The organism is Citrobacter sp. NCU1 (assembly GCF_010231475.1).
GTDB lineage: Bacteria > Pseudomonadota > Gammaproteobacteria > Enterobacterales > Enterobacteriaceae > Citrobacter_D.
The window spans coordinates 1-20,948 of sequence record NZ_NRDO01000057.1; the positions used below are offsets into that span (position 1 = coordinate 1).

Consider the following 20,948-nt stretch of genomic DNA (forward strand, 5'->3'; position numbering starts at 1 on the left):
GCGGGAGTTGAACCCGCGTCCGAAATTCCTACATCCTCGGCACTACATGCTTAGTCAGTCTTTACATTCGCCTGGCACCTGCGGACAGACACGCCACTACCAGACTAGCCTGATTAGTTTTAACGCTTCAACCCCAGGCAGGGCTTCCACGCGATCTCTTTTGGGTTTGACCTCTCTTTGATCCCCGTCTTAAGAGCGGAAGCTAGGGAGAGAGGGCTAAAAGCAGGTTATTAAGCTGCTAAAGCGTAGTTTTCGTCGTTTGCGACTATTTTTTTGCGGCTTTTTACGAGGCCAACCGCCCCTCGGCATGCACCTTGGGTTTCGCGAATCCCGTCGAATCCAGAATCAGCCCCAATGTGTTAAAGCAAGTATAACAGATTTGTGAAGCTCAATACCAGCCTGTATCTGGTCGCTTAGCGCTCATATAGCGCTTCTTTCATGCGGTTATGCGGTCTATTCAGAGAGTCAGCAATGTTTTAAGACTATCAACACTAGAAATCATTTCAGGTTAATTGGGGGGGATATTACCTGAAGGTGAGTGTTGAGGTGTGACCAGTGGTGATCATGAAACTGGTCACTAAATTTGGCTGGCGATTATCGCCCTGCATTTTTCATGATGCGGGCTTTATCCAACTGCCATTCACGCTCTTTCACATCCGAACGCTTATCGTGCTGTTTTTTACCTTTTGCGACGCCAATTTTCACTTTGCACCAGGCGTTCTTCCAGTACAAAGAGAGTGCCACGACGGTGTAGCCTTCCCGGTTCACACGGCCATAGAGAGAGTCTAACTCACGTTGATTGAGCAGCAGTTTACGGGTACGGGTTGGATCGCACACGACGTGCGTTGAGGCCACTGCCATGGGCGTGAAGTTGGCACCAAACAGGTATGCTTCACCGTCTTTCAGGATCACATAGCTGTCGCCGATGTTGGCTTTACCTGCGCGCAGGGATTTGACTTCCCAGCCTTGCAGGGCGAGTCCAGCTTCGAACTCTTCTTCGATAAAGTATTCGTGTCGGGCGCGCTTGTTAAGCGCGATGGTGGCTGAGCCAGGTTTGTGTGCTTTTTTCTTCGTCATAATGCCGCTCAGTATAGGTAATCTGGAATCGAAAAACACCCCATCATCATCCTGCAGGGGGAAGACGTTATCTTAGCATGAACCCGCGAGCACCTGACCTGAGGTATAGCGTTTTTTTTACCAGATGATAAATGGTATTATTTGTTTGATTTATGTTGATGGAAATAGCTATGCCTCAGATAAGCCGGACAGCTTTAGTACCTTACAGTGCGGAGCAGATGTATCAGTTAGTGAATGATGTTCAGTCCTATCCCCAGTTTTTACCGGGCTGTATTGGGAGTCGAGTTCTGGAGTCAACGCCAGGACAGATGACCGCTGCGGTGGACGTCTCGAAAGCGGGGATCAGCAAAACGTTCACCACTCGCAATCAACTGACGGATAATCAGAGCATCCTGATGCATCTGGTCGATGGACCGTTTAAAAAATTGATTGGCGGCTGGAAGTTTACGCCGTTGAATCATGAAGCATGTCGCATTGAATTTCAGCTCGATTTTGAGTTTACCAACAAACTCATTGAGCTGGCGTTTGGGCGTATCTTCAAGGAGCTGGCCTCCAACATGGTGCAGGCTTTCACTGTCCGCGCTAAAGAGGTTTACAGTGCCGGCTAAAATTGTCGTAGAGGTCGCCTATGCCCTGCCTGAGAAACAGTATCTGCAGCGTGTGACGCTGGCAGAGGGCGCGACGGTTGAAGAGGCTATTCGTGCTTCCGGGTTGCTGGAATTACGAACGGATATCGATCTCACGAAGAACAAAGTCGGTATCTATAGTCGCCCGGTTAAACTTGCTGATGCGGTCCATGATGGTGATCGGGTTGAGATTTATCGGCCATTAATTGCTGATCCGAAAGAGTTGCGGCGCCAACGCGCAGAAAAGTCAGGCAACAAACAGCCGTGAGATGATAGCCTGCTAGTCCTGGTATAGGGGGGAAGTGCGTTAACGCTATTCAGGACGGGGCCGTCACAATAAAAAAGGTGCTCAATGAGCACCTTTTTTGGGTATTTGAGACTTTATTTAGTGCTGGTCAGTGTTGGCTTGTTGTCGATATTGGTTAACACGCCGTTGCTGTTAAAGGTCAGCGTCAGTGTTTGTTGCGTTACACCTTCGTGGCCAGGCTGCTGACGGAACACATAAAACCATGTGTTGGTGCCAAACGGATCGGACATCATTGGAGTACCCAGAGCATAAGCAACTTGTTGCTGCGTCATGCCGACACGCACTTTGGATACATCGTTAGGTGTCAGATAGTTCCCCTGGTTGATATCAGGACGGTAAACCACTCGCTCCAGAGTGGAACAGCCTGCAGTCAACATCAGTAGTACTGCTGCGGCAGCAGTCAGCGTTTTACAGCGCATAGTGATTTGATTCCTTTTTGGGCCCGAGCAGTACGCGGCTCATATGTAATATGCCGATGATAATAGACCTTTCACCACTTTAAAACCTTTTGGTGTCGGCTCTTACGGCGATTTCGTTGTGTACTCTGACCCTGAAGGTGAAAAAAAGTTTACGCCGCCAGCAGTTCTTTCGCGTTTGCGAGGGTATTGCGCGTAACTTCGCTACCGCCGAGTAAACGCGCTAACTCCTGCAGACGTGCACGTTTGTCCAGCGGTTGCATATGCGTTTCGGTCATTGCTCCGTCGGTTTCTTTACTGACGAAGAAGTGTTGGTGACCACACCCCGCTACCTGCGGCAAGTGGGTGACACACATCACCTGAGTAGACTCACCAAGCTGACGTAGCAGTTTACCGACTACCGCAGCGGTAGGGCCACTGATACCGACATCCACTTCATCAAAAATGAGCGCTGGGGTTTCCATCTTACGTGCAGTGATCACCTGAATAGCCAGCGCGATACGTGACAGTTCACCGCCGGAGGCCACTTTAGCAATTGGCTGCATAGGTAGCCCAGGGTTTGTGGTGACCTTAAATTCAACGCGGTCAGCACCGTCAACGCTTAAATGGTGTTCGTCAAACTTCACATCGATGGCGAAAATTCCATGCGGCATGGAAAGGAGATGCATGCTTTCGGTAATGAGTTGCCCCAATTCCTGCGCAAATAACTGACGCTGATTGTGCAGCGCTTTCGCAGTTTCAAGCGCCTGATGATGATGTTTATTTACCGCCAGTGTCAGGGTTTCCAGAGAGTCCGCCTGGTCGTCAAGTTGCTGCTGTTCCTCCAGCAAAGACTGATAAAATTGCGGTAATGCTTCCGGGCTAACGTGATGTTTACGGGCCAGTGAGATCTGTTTTGCAATCCGCTGTTCCAGTTCGAACAGGCGGTTGGGATCTAAATCCAGACGGTCACAGTAGTGGCGCAGCTCATCGCTGGCTTCGGTGAGCTGGATTGTGGCTTCTTCCAGCATGTCAAGAATGCCAGAAAGTTTACCGTCCATACCTGCCAGTTCACTGACCAGTTGCTTTGCCATATACAGCTGACTTTGCACATTAACGTCTTCGCCGTCGGCCATGATTGCCAGTGCATTTTGGCTGGTCGTGAGCAATTGCCCACTGTTGGCCAGACGCTTGTACTCTTCGTCGATTTGCTCAAATTCACCGGGTTGCGGATTGAATTCGTTCAGCTCTTTTAGCTGGTATTGCAGTAATTCGGCCCTGGCGGCGCGTTCCTGGCTTTGTTGTTGGTGATGCGCCAGATCGCGGCAGCTTTGATGCCACAGTTGATAATGAGCAGCCATTTCCTGAATCAGACTGGATTCGTTCGCGTAACTATCAAGCAGATTTTTTTGATGCTCAGACCTGGTCAGGAGTTGATGTGCATGTTGACCATGAATTTGAATGAGCAACTGACCGAGTTCACGCAGTTGCGACAGAGGAACGGCGGTACCGTTGATGAAGCCGCGTGAGCGACCATCGCTACTGATTACGCGACGTAATAAGCATTCGCGGCCTTCTTCAAGCTGATTTTCCTCAAGCCAGTGTAGCGCGGCCGGGGTATCTTTCAGAGAGAAGCGGGCGCACAAATCCGCGCGTGAGGCGCCAACGCGTACCATGTCGGCGTCGGCCCGCCCACCCAGACACAAGCCGAGCGCATCAATTGCAATGGATTTACCCGCTCCGGTTTCACCGGTGATGACGGTCATTCCGCTTTGAAAATCGATCTCGAGTTCACGAACGATAGCAAAATTGCTGATGGTCAGTTGTGCCAACATAGCTGCTTTCCTGTATGAAAAACCATAACTGTAATTACGTACAGTATAAACTGGTTTTTTATACAGTAAAGAGCCTGGTGCAAAATTAGAATAATTTTTTTGACCAGCCCAGTTTGGCGCTTAATGTATTGAAATAGCTGTAATCTTTAGGGTGGATCAAATTAAGGTGATAATCACTGCGGCGAATAAGAACATCTTCTCCTTCCTGTATAGGAAGCGCAATCTGGCTGTCGCAGCTGATCTCAAGATCATTACGGCGATGCGAAAAACGTAGGCGAATCGTGCTACTGCTGTTGATCACCAGTGGGCGCGCCGAGAGTGTATGCGGGAACATGGGCACCAGTGTGATTGCGTCAAGCGAGGGGGTCAGAATGGGGCCGCCAGCGGAGAGTGAATAGGCCGTGGAACCCGTAGGAGTGGAGATAATCAATCCATCGGAACGCTGAGAAAACGCAAAAATTTCGTCAATATAGACTTCGAACTCGATCATGTGCGCCACTTTGCCAGGGTGCAGAACCACTTCGTTGATGGCGGTACTGATGCGCTTCTGGCAGTTTTGCTGGCAAACCTGGGCTTCAAGCAAGAAGCGTTTCTCACTGATGTAGTGACCTTCCAGCACATCGGCTAATTGCTGTAGGGCGTTGTCAGGGTCAAGGTCGGTCAGGAACCCGAGGTTGCCGCGGTTGATGCCGATGACATTGATGTCATAGCGCGCGAGGGTGCGCGCCGCGCCGAGCATATTGCCGTCGCCGCCAACCACCACCGCGAGATCAGCCTGCTGACCAATCTCCGCAAGCGTGCCGGTTTGCACATTGTTAAGCTGTAATTCATGGGCGATTTGCTGCTCCACAATGACCTCATAACCTCTGGCGCATAACCAGCGGTAGAGCATTTCATGTGTCGTCAGTGCCGTGGGGTGACGTGGATGTCCCACAATGCCAATACACTTGAAATGATTATTCATTTTCTCGAGGTCCTTGTAGCGAAGATTGATGACAATGTGAGTGCTTCCCTTGAATCCCTGAATCTGATCCCCATAATAAGCGAAGTTAGCGAGATGAATGCGAAAAAAACGCGGAGAAATTCATGAGTAGTAAAGAACAGAAAACGCCTGAGGGGCAAGCCCCGGAAGAAATTATCATGGATCAGCACGAAGAAGTTGAGGCGGTTGAATCAGACGCTTCTGCTGAGCAGGTGGATCCGCGCGATGAAAAAATTGCGAATCTGGAAGCTCAGCTTGCTGAAGCCCAGACGCGTGAACGTGACAGCGTGTTGCGTATCAAAGCGGAAATGGAAAACCTGCGCCGTCGTACTGAGCTGGACGTCGAAAAAGCGCACAAGTTTGCGTTGGAAAAATTCGTCAATGAGCTGTTGCCGGTGGTAGATAGCCTGGATCGTGCGCTGGAAGTGGCTGATAAAGCTAACCCGGATATGGCCTCTATGGTGGAAGGTATCGAATTAACGCTGAAATCCATGCTGGATGTTGTGCGTAAATTTGGTGTTGAAGTGATTGCAGATGTCAACGTGCCGTTAGATCCGAACGTGCATCAGGCGATTGCCATGGTGGAATCTGAAGAGGTTGCGCCGGGTAATGTACTGGGTGTGATGCAAAAAGGGTATACGCTGAACGGCCGTACCATTCGCGCTGCCATGGTCACCGTGGCGAAAGCGAAGGGCTAATCAGCCTCTCATAGTGCCGGGTGGCGGTTGACGCCTTACCCGGCCTACAACATCTGGCTTTATTCCGCGACACTTTCCCGCAGCGGTTTTACCGGCAATACCTGCACCTGTTTAATCATATTGTCCTGCACGTCGAGAATATCGATATCGTACTGACCGATACGTACGCGGGTACCTGCAATCGGGATCTCTTCCAGCGCTTCCAGGATAATGCCGTTTACCGTCCGGGCATCGTCTTCGGGGAGGTGCCAGTTAAACGCTTTGTTGATTTCGCGAACGTTGGCGCTACCGTCGATAATCACCGAACCGTCATTTTGCGGCGTCACTTCTTCTGCCAGAGTGGGGGACATGGAGGTCGTGAAGTCGCCGACAATCTCTTCCAGAATGTCTTCAACCGTTACCAACCCCTGAATATCGCCATATTCATTGACCACCAGACCGACTTTCTTTTTGTTGCGCTGAAATTTTACCAGTTGTGTACTGAGCGGTGTTCCTTCTGGGACGTAGTAGATTTCATCGGCAGCGCGCAGCATCGTCTCTTTGGTGAACTCTTTTTTTTCTGACATCAGTCGCCAGGCTTCACGAACCCGCAGCATGCTTATGGCATCGTCCAGTGACTCCCGATAGAGCACGATGCGCCCGTGCGGAGAATGCGAAAGCTGGCGGACAATCGACTTCCAGTCGTCGTTGATGTCGATCCCGATAATTTCGTTGCGCGGAACCATAATGTCGTCGACGCTGATTTTCTCCAGGTCCAGCACCGACAGCAGCATATCCTGGTTGCGACGGGAAATTTGCGAGCGCGATTCGTTCACGAGGGTCCGCAGCTCATCCTTACTCAGTGAACCGCTAATAACGATATCCGTTTTGATGCCCATCAGACGCATCAGCAGACGGGTAATAGTATTGAGTAGCCAGACCAGTGGCATCATCAATATCTGCAATGGAGCAAGTAGGAAGCTGCTTGGATAAGCGACCTTTTCCGGGTACAGCGCGGCGATGGTTTTCGGTAAGACTTCGGCGAATACCAGCACCACGAACGTTAACACGCCAGTGGCAATCGCTACGCCAGCATCACCGTACAACCGCATACCGACAATCGTGCCGAGTGCCGATGCCAGAATATTCACCAGGTTATTGCCAATCAGCACCAGGCTTATTAAACGGTCCGGCTTACGCAGCAATTTTTCCACGCGTTTTGCAGGGCGGTTGCCTTGTTTGGCCAGATGACGAAGACGGTAGCGGTTCAGCGTCATCATTCCGGTTTCGGAGCCGGAAAAATAGGCTGAGATAACCACCATGATGATCAGCGTAATGATCAGCGTGGTGGTGGAAATATGTTCCAGGGGAAACTCCTTAGATGCTTTAGCTCACAAACTGCTGCAATACACGACTGCCAAAATAGGCCATCGTCAGAATGCCCGCACCGGCAACGTTAAACCAGACGACACGGCGTCCGCGCCAGCCTTCATGGTAATGCCCCCACAACAAGACGATATAGACAAACCATGCCACGATGGAGAGTACGGCCTTGTCGATATTTTCCATGCTGAACAGGTTATGCATGTAAAACAGACCGGTACAAAGGGTCAGCGTCAGCAGTACAACGCCAATCTGCGTGATGTGAAACATTTTGCGCTCAATGCTCATCAGCGGCGGCATTTCATTACTGAAGGCCAGCTTTTTGTTCTTCAACTGATAGTCGATCCATGCCAGTTGTAAGGCATACAGCGCAGCAATAATGAGCGTTGCGTAAGAGAACAGCGACAGTCCGATGTGTATCATCATGCCTGGTGTGGTTTCGAGGTGAGTAATGTATTCATTCGGCATGAAAGTGGCGAAGGCCAGATTGATTAGCGCAAACGCGTAAACGATAGGCAACAAAAGCCAGCCGCGATTGCGTGAAGCAACAATGGTCATCACTGTGCAGATCATCAGGCTAACCAGTGAGCTAACGTTTAACAGGCTCAGGTTTTGTCCGCTGTCGCCGCCAGGCAGAATACGGGCTTCCAGCGCGAACGCATGACATACCAGCGCGATGACTGCGGAGAGAATGGCCATACGCCGCCAGCCGCTGTTTTTTTGCAGCAGACCAGGAATGATCAGCGCAAGGCTGATGGAATAGGCGACAAGGGCAAGCAGGGCAAAAACGGGCATATTAAGTGTCGACAGTTGGCCAGTAGGAAGAGAAGCAGTATAGCGTTACGTGACCGCTGCTCCAACCGTTGCATAACAACAAAGACGGCTTCATGTTATACTGCGCCAAAATTCTGTAGATGTGTCGCGCTAGCGACCAACCGTTTCCACCCCAGGCGAGAGACAATGTTTGATAATTTAACCGATCGTTTGTCGCGCACACTGCGCAATATCAGTGGCCGTGGGCGCCTTACTGAAGACAACGTTAAAGAGACGCTGCGCGAAGTGCGCATGGCGCTGCTGGAGGCTGACGTTGCGCTGCCGGTAGTGCGTGAGTTTATCAATCGCGTAAAAGAGAAAGCGGTTGGTCATGAAGTTAACAAGAGCCTGACGCCAGGGCAGGAGTTCGTCAAGATTGTCCGTAACGAACTGGTTGCGGCAATGGGCGAAGAAAACCAGACGTTGAATCTGGCAGCGCAGCCGCCAGCTGTCGTGCTGATGGCGGGTTTGCAGGGTGCCGGTAAAACGACCAGCGTCGGTAAGCTGGGTAAATTCCTGCGCGAGAAGCACAAGAAGAAAGTGCTGGTTGTCTCTGCCGACGTCTATCGTCCGGCGGCGATCAAACAGCTGGAAACGTTAGCTGAGCAAGTTGGCGTTGATTTCTTCCCGTCTGACGTGGGTCAGAAGCCAGTTGATATCGTTAATGCGGCGCTGAAAGAAGCGAAGCTGAAATTCTACGACGTGCTGCTGGTGGATACCGCCGGTCGTTTGCACGTTGATGAAGCGATGATGGACGAAATCAAACAGGTACATGCCTCGATCAATCCGGTTGAGACTCTGTTTGTGGTTGACGCCATGACCGGTCAGGATGCCGCCAATACGGCGAAAGCGTTTAACGAAGCGCTGCCGTTAACCGGTGTAGTACTGACTAAAGTGGACGGTGACGCTCGCGGCGGTGCGGCGCTCTCAATTCGCCATATCACCGGCAAGCCCATCAAGTTCCTCGGCGTCGGCGAGAAGACCGAAGCGCTGGAGCCGTTCCACCCGGACCGTATCGCCTCGCGAATTCTTGGCATGGGCGACGTCTTGTCGCTTATCGAAGATATCGAAAGCAAAGTTGACCGTGCTCAGGCTGAGAAGTTAGCCAGCAAGCTGAAAAAAGGCGACGGCTTTGATCTGAATGACTTCCTTGAGCAACTGCATCAGATGAAAAACATGGGCGGAATGGCGAGCCTGATGGGCAAGCTGCCGGGCATGGGACAGATTCCTGACAACGTCAAATCGCAGATGGATGACAAAGTGCTGGTGCGTATGGAAGCCATCATCAACTCGATGACGCTGAAAGAGCGCGCCAAACCGGAAATCATCAAAGGTTCCCGTAAACGCCGTATCGCCGCCGGTTGCGGCATGCAGGTACAGGACGTTAACCGTCTTCTGAAACAGTTCGACGACATGCAGCGCATGATGAAGAAAATGAAGAAAGGCGGTATGGCGAAAATGATGCGCGGTATGAAAGGGATGATGCCGCCAGGATTCCCTGGCCGCTAAAAACAAGGGCATAAGGCTATCTTGTTTGCCATTTTAGCCCCGGGGTGTGCTCAAAATGCTCACGTACTGCGTGTACGCTCCGCTTTTTGCGCGCACGCCGGAACTAAACTGGCTGCACCGATATACGCCTTATATCCCTTGTTTGGCATATGTGAAGCATATGCTGATTGCAATTTCCCCAAAAATGAGTAAAATTTTCGGGCTTTTAATATGACACCCGGGCCCCGTCCCTCGATGGGGCCCGGGTGTTCTATTCACACAAGAGGATGTTATGGTAACTATTCGTTTAGCTCGTCACGGCGCTAAAAAGCGTCCGTTCTACCAGGTTGTTGTCACTGACAGCCGTAATGCACGTAACGGTCGCTTCATCGAGCGCGTTGGCTTCTTTAACCCAATCGCTAGCGAAAAAGAAGAAGGCACTCGCCTGGATCTGGATCGCATCGCTCACTGGGTTGGCCAGGGCGCGACTATTTCTGATCGCGTAGCTACGCTGATCAAAGAAGCAAACAAAGCAGCTTAATCTGTCACGGTGGTCATGATGAGCAAGCAACTCGCCGCACAAGTACCTGTAGAACCCATTGTTTTGGGGAAAATGGGTTCTTCTTACGGTATCCGTGGTTGGCTCAGAGTGTTTTCTTCCACTGAAGACGCCGAAAGCATTTTTGACTATCAGCCCTGGTTTATCCAGAAGGCGGGTCAGTGGCAGCAAGTACAGCTGGAAAGCTGGAAGCACCACAATCAGGATCTGGTTATCAAGCTGAAAGGCGTTGATGATCGTGATGCCGCGAATCTGCTGACCAATTGCGAAATTGTCGTGGATTCTTCGCAGTTGCCTGCGCTTGAAGAAGGGACCTACTACTGGAAAGACCTGATGGGCTGCCAGGTAGTGACCACTGAAGGCTACGATCTCGGTAAAGTCGTCGATATGATGGAAACCGGATCAAATGACGTCATCGTCATTAAGGCAAACCTGAAAGATGCGTTTGGTATCAAGGAACGCCTCGTGCCGTTCCTCGATGGGCAGGTTATCAAGAAAGTCGATCTCGCTACTCGTACTATCGAAGTAGATTGGGATCCTGGTTTTTAAACCACCGGATAAACGGTAAAAGACGGCGCTATGTGGATTGGCATAATTAGCCTGTTTCCTGAAATGTTCCGCGCAATTACCGATTACGGGGTAACTGGCCGGGCAGTAAAAAATGGCCTGCTGAGCATCCAGAGCTGGAGTCCTCGGGATTTCACGCATGACCGGCACCGTACCGTGGACGATCGTCCATACGGCGGCGGACCGGGGATGTTAATGATGGTGCAACCCTTACGGGATGCTATTCATGCAGCAAAAAGTGCGGCGGGTGAAGGCGCAAAGGTGATTTATCTGTCACCTCAGGGACGCAAGCTTGATCAAGCGGGCGTGAGCGAACTGGCGACGAATCAAAAACTGATTCTGGTCTGTGGTCGCTACGAAGGCATAGATGAGCGCGTGATCCAAACCGAAATTGACGAAGAATGGTCAATCGGTGATTACGTTCTCAGTGGTGGTGAGTTACCAGCTATGACGCTGATTGACTCCGTTTCCCGGTTTATTCCGGGGGTTCTGGGTCATGAAGCTTCGGCAACAGAAGATTCTTTTGCCGATGGATTACTGGACTGCCCACACTATACCCGGCCTGAAGTGTTAGAGACGATGGAAGTACCGGCGGTGTTACTGTCGGGGAACCATGCGGAGATACGTCGCTGGCGTTTGAAACAGTCGCTGGGCCGTACCTGGCTTAGAAGACCTGAACTTCTGGAAAACCTGGCTCTGACTGAAGAGCAAGCAAGGTTGCTGGCGGAGTTCAAAACGGAACACGCACAACAGCAACATAAACATGATGGGCAAGCGTAATACGCTCCCGATATATCAGTTTACCCAGGATAAGAGATTAAATTATGAGCAATATTATTAAGCAACTTGAACAAGAGCAGATGAAGCAGGACGTACCTTCCTTCCGTCCGGGTGATACCGTGGAAGTGAAAGTATGGGTTGTTGAAGGTTCCAAAAAACGTCTGCAGGCATTTGAGGGCGTGGTTATCGCTATTCGTAGCCGCGGTCTGCACTCTGCATTCACTGTTCGTAAAATTTCCAACGGCGAAGGCGTTGAGCGTGTCTTCCAGACTCACTCTCCGGTAGTTGACAGCATTGCTGTTAAACGTCGTGGTGCTGTTCGTAAAGCTAAACTGTACTACCTGCGTGAGCGTACTGGTAAGTCTGCTCGTATCAAAGAGCGTCTTAACTAAGATATCGCTCAGGCGACATCCTGTTAAAAAGGGCTGGCCAATTGGCTGGCCCTTTTTTTATAGCTTGTTGGTTTATTTTGTTAACCTTTTAATCATATGTCATTTACAATGCCTCCGTCGTCGCAGGAGGAACCGTGGGTATCGGGACATTTCGCCAATCAGGTTATCAATACAACGCGGCATGGCTCGCGCTGTTCGCGATCCTGCTGGTTGTTGTCGCGCCGCTGATCTCGGTTTCTCTGCAAAAAGACCCGATGAGTACGATGCCGGGCATGCATCACGAGATGAGCATGACGCATGAGCTAAATATGCACCATCAACAGCCCGCGGCAGTAACGATGCCCGTCGACCATGGTGAAGCGTGCGGCTATTGTGTCTTGTTCGCGCAGGTTCCAGGGCTGATTCTGGCGATAGTGCTTCTGCTATGCGCAATACTGCTCCGGCAGAAAAATACGCGCTCACGGCCGATTGTTAAACACTGGCATTTCTTTCCCTGGCTTTTCCCCAATACGCGCGCGCCACCGTGCAGGTCAGCTATTTCCTGATTCTTACAATAAGTTTGTGCGCTAAAGCGTCACGACACTCTTTTGCTTGTTCTGAGGAAAAGTATGACAACCTGCACTCCACGCGCGGCATGGATTACCTTGCTGCGACGTCTGCATTTTTATATCGGTCTGTTTGTCGGGCCATTTATTTTCGTGGCGGCCTTAACAGGGACGCTTTACGTCGCGACTCCTCAACTGGAGGAGGTGCTCTATTCGCAAGCGTTGCAGGGCTCCGTACAGGGGGAGATACAACCGCTGGCGGCTCAAATCGCCATTGCTGAGCGGGTAAGCGGTGGACATTTGCGATTACATGCCGTGCGTCCGGCCCTGGACGCGGGGCAAACGACACGCGTCATGTTTGCCGATCCTGCACTGAATGAGTCTGAGAACCGGGCCATTTTTATTGATCCGGTGACGCTGGCGGTAAAAGGCGATATGACCGTCTATGGCACCAGCGGTGTTTTACCGTTGCGACAATGGATCGATTATGCGCACCGCTCTTTGCTGCTCGGCGATACCGGGAGAATTTATAGCGAGCTGGCCGCCTCCTGGATGTGGGTGGCGGCTCTGGGCGGTATTACGCTTTGGTATTTTACCCGCCCTAAACGTCAGCTGAAAAACCGCGTACAGAATCATCGCCGTCTGCATGTCACGCTGGGATGGTTTTTGCTCGTCGGTATGCTGCTTTTCTCGGCAACCGGCCTGACATGGTCGCAGTGGGCTGGCGGCAATGTCGACAAAATGCGTGCCACTTTTGGCTGGCTAACACCGCAGGTGAACACGCAACTGGATGGCGTTATGCCAATGCAGGATGAACATGCCAGTCATCATGCACACCCTGTGGGAATGGCAATGCCTGCAAAACGCGTTGATGCAAACGTGTTTGATGCTGTGTTGCATGTAGCGCAGGTATCAGGAATTGATGCCAGACGGCTGGAGATCCGACCGCCAAAGGACACGCAGCATGGCTGGACGGTGACGGAAATTGATCGTCGATGGCCCACGCAGGTCGATGCTGTGTCTGTGGATCCGCAAACCTTGCGTGTTCTCGATCGTACATATTTTTCTGATTTTCCGCTCATGGCGAAGCTGACGCGCTGGGGTGTGGATTTTCATATGGGGATACTGTTTGGTGTGTTAAACCAACTCGTGTTGATCGCATTCGGGGTTGGACTGTGTCTGATGATTGTGATCGGCTATCGACTGTGGTGGATCCGTCGCCCAGTATGCTCAGAGGTGAATCCCGCTCAGACGCTTGTGCAGGGGATTCTCGCGATCGGTTGGCCGGGAAGGGGCGGTCTGGTAGTGCTGGCTGTCGCTCTGGGGATTGCGATGCCAGTGTTGGGATGCAGTCTCTTGCTGTTTATGGTTGTTGACTGGCTGCGCTGGTTCAGTGCTTCTCGTACTCTCCAGGCGCAGTCAGCCGACGAATAATTAAGGCGTGCTGATAACGATGGCAACACGACGGTTTTCAGCACGACCTTTTGCCGTTTGATTACTGGCGACCGGGTATTTTTTGCCTAAACCCTGTGTCGTCAGATTCGTTCGCGGAACGTTTGCACCTTGAGCCCAGGCGTCTGCCACGACATTTGCACGTTTGAGTGATAACGCTTCGTTGTAGCTATCTTCACCGTAGTTATCCGTGTGACCGTCCAGGCGGGCATGGTTCAGCCCGGTGGACGATAATTTGGAGGCCATACTTTGGATTTGCTTCTGGCTTTCAGGGCGCAGTTTGTAGTCATTTTTATCAAACAGGATGGTATCGGAAAGACCCAAAGACCAGTCTCCGGCGGATTCAGTAAATCCGTATGACTTCATCGCTGCAATCTGCTCGGGGGTAAATTTGCCTTGCGGCTGTGCCTGACAACCCGTCAGAATCAACGTAGCCAGAATGAGTGGAGAAAAAAGACGCTTCATCATGTGTGTAATTCCTTATTATTTAATTCAGCGTTCAGAACGCTGATGTTTAGCCCGATACATATTACGATCGGCCAATTCTTGTAATTTTTCAGCAGTCGCATTTTCCCACGTCAGGGCGAAACCAATACTCAGCGTCATGTTCGCCAGGTGCCCATTATGCAGGTCAAAAGGTCGATTAAACTCTTGCGAAAGCGCGGCGCAAATGCGCTGGACTTCATATTCTGAATGAACCCCATATAGCACCATGGCAAATTCATCCCCACCGAGCCGGTAAGGGTGATGGCGATTACCACCAAATTCCGCCAGCCTTTTTGCCACATCAATTAAAACGCGGTCACCAGCGGCATGACCCCAGGTGTCATTAATAAATTTAAAATTATCGCCATCCAGGAATAATAATGCCGAGCTATTGCGGGCGGAATTATCGTTCATTAACGCGTTAATACTGCTGCGAAATGCGGCCCGATTCGCAAGGCCGGTCAAAGGATCGTGCAGTGCCGTACGCAACAACTGGGCATTTTTAGCCTGCAGTCGTAATTGCCACTCTTCCATCTCATCCAGCAGACTATTGAAATCCTGCGCAAACAGATGGAATTCTTCAATGCGCTCTTCGGAAACCCGGCGTGAGAAATTACGATTAGTGCGAACGTCGTGTACAACCTCTGTGATATTTTGCAGTGCGTCAACCACGCCATTGTGCAAATAACGGGTGAGAAGAATCGCAATGCCTGCCGCCAGTAAAATACAGCCGGTAAGAACCGCCAACGACAACCAGATAAAATGGCTGATGAGACTGTCACGGGCGGTCAGGCGCACTTCGCCGATCACATTGCCGTTATGCCAGACGGGTTGAGTGACCGGTAATGGGAACAACCAGTGGCTGACTAAACTGTTCAATTTGTCATTAGATGCCCTGGCGTTGTAATGCCAGGTAGCGAGCAATTTTTGATTTTTATCGCGGACTTCTGCCGCTGAAAATTGGCCTTGTCGCCCCAATGCTGCCAGCGTTTCGGCTGCGGCAGTCCCATCAGAAAACACCAGTGCAGCCTCAAGGCTGTGGGTCATTGTGGCGGCGGTCAGATCCAGATTTTTTTGCGCATACTGTTTTAGCGTAAAGACAGACGCCACGCACAGCAGCAACCAGATCAGGGTCATTGTCACCACCACGCTGATCATGCTGATGCGTCGCAATGTTCGTTTGAACGTCGGTCGCGTGATTGGGGCGCGCTCCTTATCCATGCTTTTGATTCCGTGCAAGCATCAATACGTCCGGATTTACTCTGACGCCACTGCGCGAGAGTGCATCCAGATTAACGGAGAATCTGACTTCATTATTGTTAATAATCAAACAAAAAGCGCTGCCGATAATACATTCCGGGTTTTGTTCTGCAATTAATAACAATGCTTTAGACGGATATTTGTTTGTTAATTCCACCTGATATGTAGGAGATTCATTTCCGAAATAAAAACCATCGCAACGCGCGGTCAGTGCTTCCTGTTCCGAGCGGATACTAACAGGTTGGTAGGGTAATAACCCTGAGTGACTATCTCCGAGTGCGCTGGCAAAACGAGACGAGGAGAAAATACACAACCTGGGGGGTTCTGATAATGAAGGCCAGCGTGTATAGCTGACGATGCCAGAAACTATCGAACGCACAGATTTGGCCTCGTCTGTCATGCTCGCAGCGTAAAGTGGCAATCCCGCCAGTAATAGCGTTAGCAGCAATATGAGTCGGTGAGAAAATATCATGAACAGGTCCTCACCAGCATCAGGCGTGAAGCATTTAAATACATTCGTGATCGTTTACAACAAAATAACATTATTTTGCCTGACAGTCATTACACCATACAGGTTAATAGATGCTTCTTAAGGTAAATCTCATGCAATATTTATCCGGAAGGTTTTTATTAATTGAGCCGTATTGCGCTTGCACCTTCGTCGATCCCTTTTTGCCAGGCGTTGCGTATCTCACTGGCATTTTCTACGGTGTCGCAGCTGGCAGGGAATGTTTTCCCTGCCAGGCCTCTGGCATACGCTAAATCTTGCTGGCAGGTTTTTCGCTGACCTTCAGCATAGCCTTTAAGGTATTGCGTCCGGTCAACTTCCGGGTCATTAAAGGTATCGGCAAGCATGTCATTATCTTTAACAGCATATCCTGCAATGGCATCTTCAATTCCGGCATCGTACCAGTCAGTACCGGTCCAGGTTGGGGAGAACGTATAAGGATCTATCTGACATCCGCTGAGAAATAGTGTGAGTAGCGCGCCTGCGAATCGCTTCATGGCCTGTCTCCTGTGTTTTTCAAAGCATAGCGGATGAATAAATATCAGGGTGTAAATTTATTGGTACGTCAATGTGCTTACTGGTTGCGCTTGAATTGATTTGTGTAAATTAAAATTTACGGAATATGGATTGAAATCTTTACTTGTTGTGTTATCGTTACGTCATCCTCACTGAGGAAAACTATCGCAAACGAGCTAAACAGGATCACCATCATGCAAAAAGACGCGCTGAACAACGTACACATCACTGACGAACAGGTTCTGATGACGCCAGAACAACTGAAGGCGGAGTTCCCGCTGAGTTTGTCACAAGAGGCGCAAATCGCCCAGTCACGCAAAATTATCTCCGACATTATTGCAGGTCGCGATCCTCGTCTGCTGGTGGTGTGTGGACCGTGCTCTATCCATGATCCTGAAACTGCGCTGGAATATGCTCGTCGATTTAAAGCCCTTGCCGAAGAGGTCAGCGATAGCCTCTACCTGGTGATGCGCGTCTATTTTGAAAAACCCCGTACTACCGTTGGCTGGAAAGGGTTGATTAATGATCCCCATATGGATGGCTCTTTTGATGTGGAAGCCGGATTGAAAATTGCGCGCCAGTTGCTGGTTGATCTGGTCAATCTGGGGCTGCCATTGGCCACAGAGGCATTGGATCCTAATAGCCCGCAATACCTGGGCGATCTGTTCAGTTGGTCTGCTATTGGCGCTCGTACCACTGAATCGCAAACTCACCGCGAGATGGCATCGGGTCTTTCCATGCCGGTTGGGTTTAAAAATGGTACGGATGGCAGCCTGGCGACAGCGATCAATGCGATGCGTGCAGCGGCACAATCGCACCGTTTCGTCGGGATCAATCAGGCGGGTCAGGTCGCGCTGTTGCAGACTCAGGGGAATCCGGATGGTCATGTGATTCTGCGTGGCGGTAAAGCGCCTAACTACAGCCCTGCCGATGTCGCACAATGCGAAAAAGAGATGGAACAGGCAGGACTGCATCCTTCTCTGATGGTAGATTGCAGCCATGGTAACTCGAATAAAGATTACCGCCGTCAGCCTGCCGTGGCTGAGTCTGTGGTTGCGCAGATTAAAGATGGAAATCGCTCAATCATTGGCTTAATGATTGAAAGCAACATTCACGAAGGTAATCAGTCTTCTGAGCAGCCGCGCAGCGATATGAAATACGGCGTGTCTGTGACCGATGCGTGTATTAGCTGGGAAACCACTGACGCACTGCTGCGTGAAATTCGTGGAAATCTGAACGGTCATCTGGCGGCGCGTGTAGCATAAGAGGTTTGTTATGGTTGCTGAGTTGACCGCGTTACGCGATCAAATAGATGAAGTGGATAAGGCGTTGCTGGATTTGCTGGCGCGCCGTCTGGAATTGGTGGCTGAAGTCGGTGAAGTCAAAAGCCGCTTCGGCTTGCCGATTTACGTCCCTGAACGTGAAGCCACAATGCTGGCTTCGCGCCGGGCTGAGGCTCAGGTGATGGGAGTCCCACCCGATCTCATCGAAGATGTGCTGCGCCGGGTCATGCGTGAGTCTTACTCCAGTGAGAATGACAAAGGGTTTAAGACTCTTTGCCCTTCTCTGCGCCCGGTGGTTATTGTCGGCGGCGCTGGTCAGATGGGGCAACTGTTCGAGAAAATGCTCACGCTTTCAGGATATCAGGTACGCATTCTTGAGCAGCAGGACTGGGATCGCGCTCAAGAGATTGTTGCCGATGCCGGAATGGTGATTGTCAGTGTGCCGATCCACGTTACCGAACAGGTAATCGCAAAATTACCGCGTTTACCGGCCGACTGCATTCTTGTCGACCTGGCATCGGTGAAAAACGGCCCGTTGCAGGCGATGCTGGCGGCGCACGCCGGACCGGTTCTTGGTCTGCATCCGATGTTTGGTCCGGACAGTGGCAGTTTGGCAAAACAGGTGGTGGTTTGGTGCGATGGTCGCCAGCCGGAGGCCTATCAGTGGTTCCTGGAACAAATTCAGGTCTGGGGGGCGCGTCTTCACCGTATCAGCGCTGTCGAACACGATCAAAATATGGCCTTTATTCAAGCCTTGCGCCATTTTGCGACCTTCGCTTACGGGCTACATTTGGCTGAGGAAAATGTCCAGCTTGAACAGTTGTTGGCGCTTTCTTCGCCTATTTATCGCCTTGAACTGGCGATGGTGGGACGCCTGTTCGCCCAGGATCCGCAACTGTATGCCGATATTATTATGTCGTCAGAAAGCAACCTTGCGTTGATCAAGCGTTACTACAAGCGTTTTGGTGACGCCATCGAGCTGCTGGAGCAGGGGGATAAACAGGCCTTTATTGACAGTTTCCGCAAGGTAGAACACTGGTTTGGTGATTATGCCAAACGCTTCCAGAGTGAAAGCCGTACGCTGTTACGTCAGGCGAATGATAGCCGTCAGTAATTAAGATGCCTGATGGCAACGCTGGCGCGTCTTATCCGGCCTACAAAAATTGCATGAATTGTAGGCCGGATAAGCGTAGCGCCATCCGCAAACTGATTGTTGACTCAGGTCGGATCCACCGGCACTACGTTCTCACTGGGATAACAACCCAGGACCTTCATTGAACGGGTGATCTCTCCCAGTTCCTTCAGCGCTTTTTGCATCTCCGGCAATTCCAGATTGGCCTGGATGTCGAGGTAAAACATCTCTTCCCACGGATTGCCGTGAATCGGACGCGACTCCAGTCTGGTCATTATCAAATTGTGGTTGCGTAGCACCAACAGTGCTTCAACCAGCGCTCCCGCCTGTTGGCCAGTTGCCATCAACAGTGTTGTTTTTGCCGGAACCTGATCGGAAACGTTGATTGCTTTGCGCGCCAGTACGACGAAACGGGTGATATTTTGCGTCTGGTTCGCTTCGATTCGTTCAAGTACCTGCAAACCGTGTAACCCTCCGCCGGCTTCACTTCCCAGTGCCGCCACGTGTGGGGAGTTTGCTTGAGCTACTTTTTCCATCGCTGCAGAGGTACTTTCGGTGTATTCGATTTTCCAGTGTGGGTAACGGTTCAGGAACTTGCTGCACTGCTGGAACGGTTGCGGGTGACTATATACCGTTTCGATGGTATTCAAATCTGTCGTGCCAGAAACCAACACACAGTGGTCGATAGTGATGGTCATCTCGCCGACGATAGACAGCGTCGTGTGTTGCAGGAGATCGTAAACGTCGTTGATAGCGCCGGAACTGGTGTTTTCAATCGGCACGACGGCGTAGTCTGCTTGTCCGGTTTCAACCTGATTAAAGATATCGGCAAATTTTGCACAACCGCTTTCGATAAACTGCTCAAAGTGGCGGGCAGCGTACTGACGGGCGGCGAGATGAGAGTAGGAACCTTTTGGCCCAAGGAAAGCAATGCGTGCAGAGTGTGGGTTAATCTTATTCAGATGTTGCTGTAGCAGAGCCTGTTGGGTGAGAACGGAGTCTTCAATAATAAGCTGGAACAGGCGGGTGATATAGTGTGCATCGAGATGATGCGCTTTGCCGAGCGTGATCAATCTGTCCAGCAAGTCACGTTCACGATCGATATCGCGCACCGGGCGATGAGAGAGCAGTTTGGCTTTGCCCACTTCAACCGCCAGCTCACGACGCTCGGCCAGCAAGGCCAGCAATTTTTCATCCAACGAACTGATCTTCTCTCGCAGTGCCAGTAACGGGTTTTCCGATGTCATAGTGTTGCCTTTCTTGTTATCAATAAAAAAGGCCCCCCGGTTTGGGAGGCCTTGTTGTTCGTCTTCGCATTCTTTTTCACACGACGAAACGCCTCCCATTCAGGGGAAGGTAAAAAAGAATGCGAAGAAAAACGGGGTTAGTTTCATGTTATTTTCCTTTGGTGACCAGAGTAAAGTACCTGCACTGTTTTAACCCTGTCAACAAAAAACGCGCCCGAAGGCGCGTTGGCGATACACTCAATGTAAGGGACTACTCTTCTTCTGCTTCGACGAAGTTGGCGTCTTTTACTGAAGTTGTTGCACGACGGGCTTCGCCTTTGTGCTGCACTTTATTGAGCTGCCGTTCCAGCTTGTTGATCAAATCATTAATGGCGGTGTACATATCTTCGTGTTTTGCGCTGGCAACCAGATGTCCGTTCGGTGTATTAATGGTGGCGTCAGCAGTGAAACCCTGTGGCTCCTTAGACAGAATGATATGTGGATTAATTAAGTGAGTTTGCCATTTATCCAGTTTGGAGAGACGGTCTGCGACATGCTGGCGAATTGCCGGAGTAATTTCCATTTGTTTACTGGTAATGTTCATTGTCATAAATTTTACCTCTTGTCTTTCCCGTCTTGGTGAACCCAGCATACCGTTC

At 50.8% G+C, this 20,948-nt stretch carries 25 protein-coding genes, 1 other RNA gene and 1 other annotated feature; of the genes, 12 read left to right on the forward strand and 14 right to left on the reverse strand.

The window, feature by feature from the left end; genetic code table 11:
• Window positions 1-353: a transfer-messenger RNA gene (ssrA, locus tag CJP72_RS17865) on the reverse strand; the annotation flags it as partial.
• Between the two features lie 241 nt (window positions 354-594).
• Complete coding sequence (gene smpB / locus CJP72_RS17870) at window positions 595-1,077, reverse strand: SsrA-binding protein SmpB (protein WP_162382684.1); 483 nt, start codon at window positions 1,075-1,077, stop codon at window positions 595-597.
• Window positions 1,078-1,247: 170 nt separating this feature from the next.
• Here smpB and CJP72_RS17875 point away from each other — a divergent pair, with 170 nt between their 5' ends.
• Both CJP72_RS17875 and CJP72_RS17880 read left to right on the forward strand, forming a co-directional pair.
• Entirely contained in the window at window positions 1,248-1,685 is a 438-nt protein-coding gene (locus tag CJP72_RS17875) for a type II toxin-antitoxin system RatA family toxin (protein ID WP_202882581.1), read from the forward strand.
• Window positions 1,675-1,971, forward strand: coding sequence for an RnfH family protein (locus tag CJP72_RS17880; protein WP_162382686.1), 297 nt, complete (start codon window positions 1,675-1,677; stop codon window positions 1,969-1,971). The genes CJP72_RS17875 and CJP72_RS17880 overlap by 11 nt, the downstream gene beginning before the upstream one ends.
• 113 nt (window positions 1,972-2,084) lie before the next feature.
• Here the strand turns inward: CJP72_RS17880 and bamE are convergent, their stop codons facing one another.
• From bamE to nadK, 3 genes are all read right to left on the reverse strand, one after another.
• Window positions 2,085-2,429, reverse strand: coding sequence for an outer membrane protein assembly factor BamE (gene bamE / locus CJP72_RS17885; RefSeq protein WP_162382687.1), 345 nt, complete (start codon window positions 2,427-2,429; stop codon window positions 2,085-2,087).
• A 149-nt stretch (window positions 2,430-2,578) separates the two neighbouring features.
• Complete coding sequence (recN, locus tag CJP72_RS17890) at window positions 2,579-4,240, reverse strand: DNA repair protein RecN (RefSeq protein ID WP_162382688.1); 1,662 nt, start codon at window positions 4,238-4,240, stop codon at window positions 2,579-2,581.
• Between the two features lie 85 nt (window positions 4,241-4,325).
• Window positions 4,326-5,204 (reverse strand): NAD(+) kinase, encoded by an 879-nt coding sequence (gene nadK, locus CJP72_RS17895; RefSeq protein ID WP_162382689.1) that lies wholly within the window; start codon window positions 5,202-5,204, stop codon window positions 4,326-4,328.
• 122 nt (window positions 5,205-5,326) lie between these two features.
• Between nadK and grpE the strand changes: the two genes are divergently transcribed.
• Window positions 5,327-5,920 carry a nucleotide exchange factor GrpE gene (grpE, locus tag CJP72_RS17900; protein WP_162382690.1) on the forward strand — a complete coding sequence of 198 codons (594 nt, stop codon included), beginning with the start codon at window positions 5,327-5,329 and terminating at the stop codon, window positions 5,918-5,920.
• Window positions 5,921-5,979: 59 nt separating this feature from the next.
• Here the strand turns inward: grpE and CJP72_RS17905 are convergent, their stop codons facing one another.
• Both CJP72_RS17905 and CJP72_RS17910 read right to left on the reverse strand, forming a co-directional pair.
• Window positions 5,980-7,266, reverse strand: coding sequence for an HlyC/CorC family transporter (locus CJP72_RS17905; RefSeq protein ID WP_162382705.1), 1,287 nt, complete (start codon window positions 7,264-7,266; stop codon window positions 5,980-5,982).
• Window positions 7,267-7,285: 19 nt separating this feature from the next.
• Window positions 7,286-8,077, reverse strand: coding sequence for a cytochrome C assembly family protein (locus CJP72_RS17910; RefSeq protein ID WP_162382691.1), 792 nt, complete (start codon window positions 8,075-8,077; stop codon window positions 7,286-7,288).
• Window positions 8,078-8,242: 165 nt separating this feature from the next.
• On the opposite strand from CJP72_RS17910, the gene ffh reads away from it, so the two are divergent.
• From ffh to CJP72_RS17945, 7 genes are all read left to right on the forward strand, one after another.
• Window positions 8,243-9,604 (forward strand): signal recognition particle protein, encoded by a 1,362-nt coding sequence (gene ffh, locus CJP72_RS17915; RefSeq protein WP_162382692.1) that lies wholly within the window; start codon window positions 8,243-8,245, stop codon window positions 9,602-9,604.
• Between the two features lie 271 nt (window positions 9,605-9,875).
• Complete coding sequence (rpsP, locus tag CJP72_RS17920) at window positions 9,876-10,124, forward strand: 30S ribosomal protein S16 (protein WP_162382693.1); 249 nt, start codon at window positions 9,876-9,878, stop codon at window positions 10,122-10,124.
• Between the two features lie 18 nt (window positions 10,125-10,142).
• On the forward strand, window positions 10,143-10,691 hold the full coding sequence (rimM, locus tag CJP72_RS17925; protein ID WP_162382706.1) for a ribosome maturation factor RimM: 549 nt from the start codon (window positions 10,143-10,145) through the stop codon (window positions 10,689-10,691).
• 30 nt (window positions 10,692-10,721) lie between these two features.
• The gene (gene trmD / locus CJP72_RS17930) at window positions 10,722-11,489 is read left to right on the forward strand and encodes a tRNA (guanosine(37)-N1)-methyltransferase TrmD (protein ID WP_162382694.1); all 768 of its coding nucleotides are present in this window, start codon (window positions 10,722-10,724) and stop codon (window positions 11,487-11,489) included.
• 44 nt (window positions 11,490-11,533) lie between these two features.
• Window positions 11,534-11,881 (forward strand): 50S ribosomal protein L19, encoded by a 348-nt coding sequence (gene rplS, locus CJP72_RS17935; protein ID WP_006687325.1) that lies wholly within the window; start codon window positions 11,534-11,536, stop codon window positions 11,879-11,881.
• A 134-nt stretch (window positions 11,882-12,015) separates the two neighbouring features.
• Window positions 12,016-12,426 carry a DUF2946 family protein gene (locus tag CJP72_RS17940; protein WP_162382695.1) on the forward strand — a complete coding sequence of 137 codons (411 nt, stop codon included), beginning with the start codon at window positions 12,016-12,018 and terminating at the stop codon, window positions 12,424-12,426.
• Window positions 12,427-12,489: 63 nt separating this feature from the next.
• Window positions 12,490-13,860 carry a PepSY-associated TM helix domain-containing protein gene (locus tag CJP72_RS17945; RefSeq protein WP_162382696.1) on the forward strand — a complete coding sequence of 457 codons (1,371 nt, stop codon included), beginning with the start codon at window positions 12,490-12,492 and terminating at the stop codon, window positions 13,858-13,860.
• On the opposite strand, the gene CJP72_RS17950 is transcribed toward CJP72_RS17945, so the two are convergent.
• From CJP72_RS17950 to CJP72_RS17965, 4 genes are all read right to left on the reverse strand, one after another.
• Complete coding sequence (locus tag CJP72_RS17950) at window positions 13,861-14,346, reverse strand: OmpA family protein (RefSeq protein ID WP_162382697.1); 486 nt, start codon at window positions 14,344-14,346, stop codon at window positions 13,861-13,863. It abuts the gene before it with no gap.
• 24 nt (window positions 14,347-14,370) lie between these two features.
• Window positions 14,371-15,585, reverse strand: coding sequence for a diguanylate cyclase DgcN (gene dgcN / locus CJP72_RS17955; RefSeq protein WP_162382698.1), 1,215 nt, complete (start codon window positions 15,583-15,585; stop codon window positions 14,371-14,373).
• The gene (locus CJP72_RS17960) at window positions 15,578-16,096 is read right to left on the reverse strand and encodes a YfiR family protein (protein WP_162382699.1); all 519 of its coding nucleotides are present in this window, start codon (window positions 16,094-16,096) and stop codon (window positions 15,578-15,580) included. The genes dgcN and CJP72_RS17960 overlap by 8 nt, the downstream gene beginning before the upstream one ends.
• Before the next feature lie 158 nt (window positions 16,097-16,254).
• Window positions 16,255-16,629, reverse strand: a complete 375-nt coding sequence (locus CJP72_RS17965) for a DUF2799 domain-containing protein (protein ID WP_162382700.1) — start codon at window positions 16,627-16,629, stop codon at window positions 16,255-16,257.
• A 213-nt stretch (window positions 16,630-16,842) separates the two neighbouring features.
• On the opposite strand from CJP72_RS17965, the gene aroF reads away from it, so the two are divergent.
• Window positions 16,843-17,913: a 3-deoxy-7-phosphoheptulonate synthase AroF gene (aroF, locus tag CJP72_RS17970; RefSeq protein WP_162382701.1), complete on the forward strand. Its 1,071-nt coding sequence runs from the start codon at window positions 16,843-16,845 to the stop codon at window positions 17,911-17,913.
• Window positions 17,914-17,923: 10 nt separating this feature from the next.
• Window positions 17,924-19,045, forward strand: a complete 1,122-nt coding sequence (gene tyrA, locus CJP72_RS17975; protein WP_162382702.1) for a bifunctional chorismate mutase/prephenate dehydrogenase — start codon at window positions 17,924-17,926, stop codon at window positions 19,043-19,045.
• Between the two features lie 104 nt (window positions 19,046-19,149).
• On the opposite strand, the gene pheA is transcribed toward tyrA, so the two are convergent.
• From pheA to raiA, 3 genes are all read right to left on the reverse strand, one after another.
• Window positions 19,150-20,310 (reverse strand): bifunctional chorismate mutase/prephenate dehydratase, encoded by a 1,161-nt coding sequence (gene pheA / locus CJP72_RS17980; protein WP_162382703.1) that lies wholly within the window; start codon window positions 20,308-20,310, stop codon window positions 19,150-19,152.
• 22 nt (window positions 20,311-20,332) lie between these two features.
• Window positions 20,333-20,458: a sequence feature (Phe leader region), on the reverse strand.
• Window positions 20,410-20,457, reverse strand: a complete 48-nt coding sequence (pheL, locus tag CJP72_RS17985) for a pheA operon leader peptide PheL (protein WP_100249759.1) — start codon at window positions 20,455-20,457, stop codon at window positions 20,410-20,412. It overlaps the preceding feature by 48 nt.
• A gap of 102 nt (window positions 20,459-20,560) precedes the next feature.
• Window positions 20,561-20,899 (reverse strand): ribosome-associated translation inhibitor RaiA, encoded by a 339-nt coding sequence (gene raiA, locus CJP72_RS17990; protein WP_162382704.1) that lies wholly within the window; start codon window positions 20,897-20,899, stop codon window positions 20,561-20,563.
• Between the last annotated feature and the right edge of the window lie 49 nt (window positions 20,900-20,948).

Bases quoted from the DNA above. Each gene is read 5' to 3' on its own strand.
- CJP72_RS17960 (WP_162382699.1), bottom strand. From the start codon at position 16,096: ATGATATTTTCTCACCGACTCATATTGCTGCTAACGCTATTACTGGCG.
- CJP72_RS17910 (WP_162382691.1), bottom strand. From the start codon at position 8,077: ATGCCCGTTTTTGCCCTGCTTGCCCTTGTCGCCTATTCCATCAGCCTT.
- rplS (WP_006687325.1), top strand. From the start codon at position 11,534: ATGAGCAATATTATTAAGCAACTTGAACAAGAGCAGATGAAGCAGGAC.
- dgcN (WP_162382698.1), bottom strand. From the start codon at position 15,585: ATGGATAAGGAGCGCGCCCCAATCACGCGACCGACGTTCAAACGAACA.
- tyrA (WP_162382702.1), top strand. From the start codon at position 17,924: ATGGTTGCTGAGTTGACCGCGTTACGCGATCAAATAGATGAAGTGGAT.
- CJP72_RS17945 (WP_162382696.1), top strand. From the start codon at position 12,490: ATGACAACCTGCACTCCACGCGCGGCATGGATTACCTTGCTGCGACGT.
- CJP72_RS17965 (WP_162382700.1), bottom strand. From the start codon at position 16,629: ATGAAGCGATTCGCAGGCGCGCTACTCACACTATTTCTCAGCGGATGT.
- recN (WP_162382688.1), bottom strand. From the start codon at position 4,240: ATGTTGGCACAACTGACCATCAGCAATTTTGCTATCGTTCGTGAACTC.
- rpsP (WP_162382693.1), top strand. From the start codon at position 9,876: ATGGTAACTATTCGTTTAGCTCGTCACGGCGCTAAAAAGCGTCCGTTC.
- aroF (WP_162382701.1), top strand. From the start codon at position 16,843: ATGCAAAAAGACGCGCTGAACAACGTACACATCACTGACGAACAGGTT.
- pheA (WP_162382703.1), bottom strand. From the start codon at position 20,310: ATGACATCGGAAAACCCGTTACTGGCACTGCGAGAGAAGATCAGTTCG.
- smpB (WP_162382684.1), bottom strand. From the start codon at position 1,077: ATGACGAAGAAAAAAGCACACAAACCTGGCTCAGCCACCATCGCGCTT.
- rimM (WP_162382706.1), top strand. From the start codon at position 10,143: ATGAGCAAGCAACTCGCCGCACAAGTACCTGTAGAACCCATTGTTTTG.
- CJP72_RS17875 (WP_202882581.1), top strand. From the start codon at position 1,248: ATGCCTCAGATAAGCCGGACAGCTTTAGTACCTTACAGTGCGGAGCAG.
- trmD (WP_162382694.1), top strand. From the start codon at position 10,722: ATGTGGATTGGCATAATTAGCCTGTTTCCTGAAATGTTCCGCGCAATT.
- grpE (WP_162382690.1), top strand. From the start codon at position 5,327: ATGAGTAGTAAAGAACAGAAAACGCCTGAGGGGCAAGCCCCGGAAGAA.
- ffh (WP_162382692.1), top strand. From the start codon at position 8,243: ATGTTTGATAATTTAACCGATCGTTTGTCGCGCACACTGCGCAATATC.
- raiA (WP_162382704.1), bottom strand. From the start codon at position 20,899: ATGACAATGAACATTACCAGTAAACAAATGGAAATTACTCCGGCAATT.
- bamE (WP_162382687.1), bottom strand. From the start codon at position 2,429: ATGCGCTGTAAAACGCTGACTGCTGCCGCAGCAGTACTACTGATGTTG.
- nadK (WP_162382689.1), bottom strand. From the start codon at position 5,204: ATGAATAATCATTTCAAGTGTATTGGCATTGTGGGACATCCACGTCAC.
- CJP72_RS17950 (WP_162382697.1), bottom strand. From the start codon at position 14,346: ATGATGAAGCGTCTTTTTTCTCCACTCATTCTGGCTACGTTGATTCTG.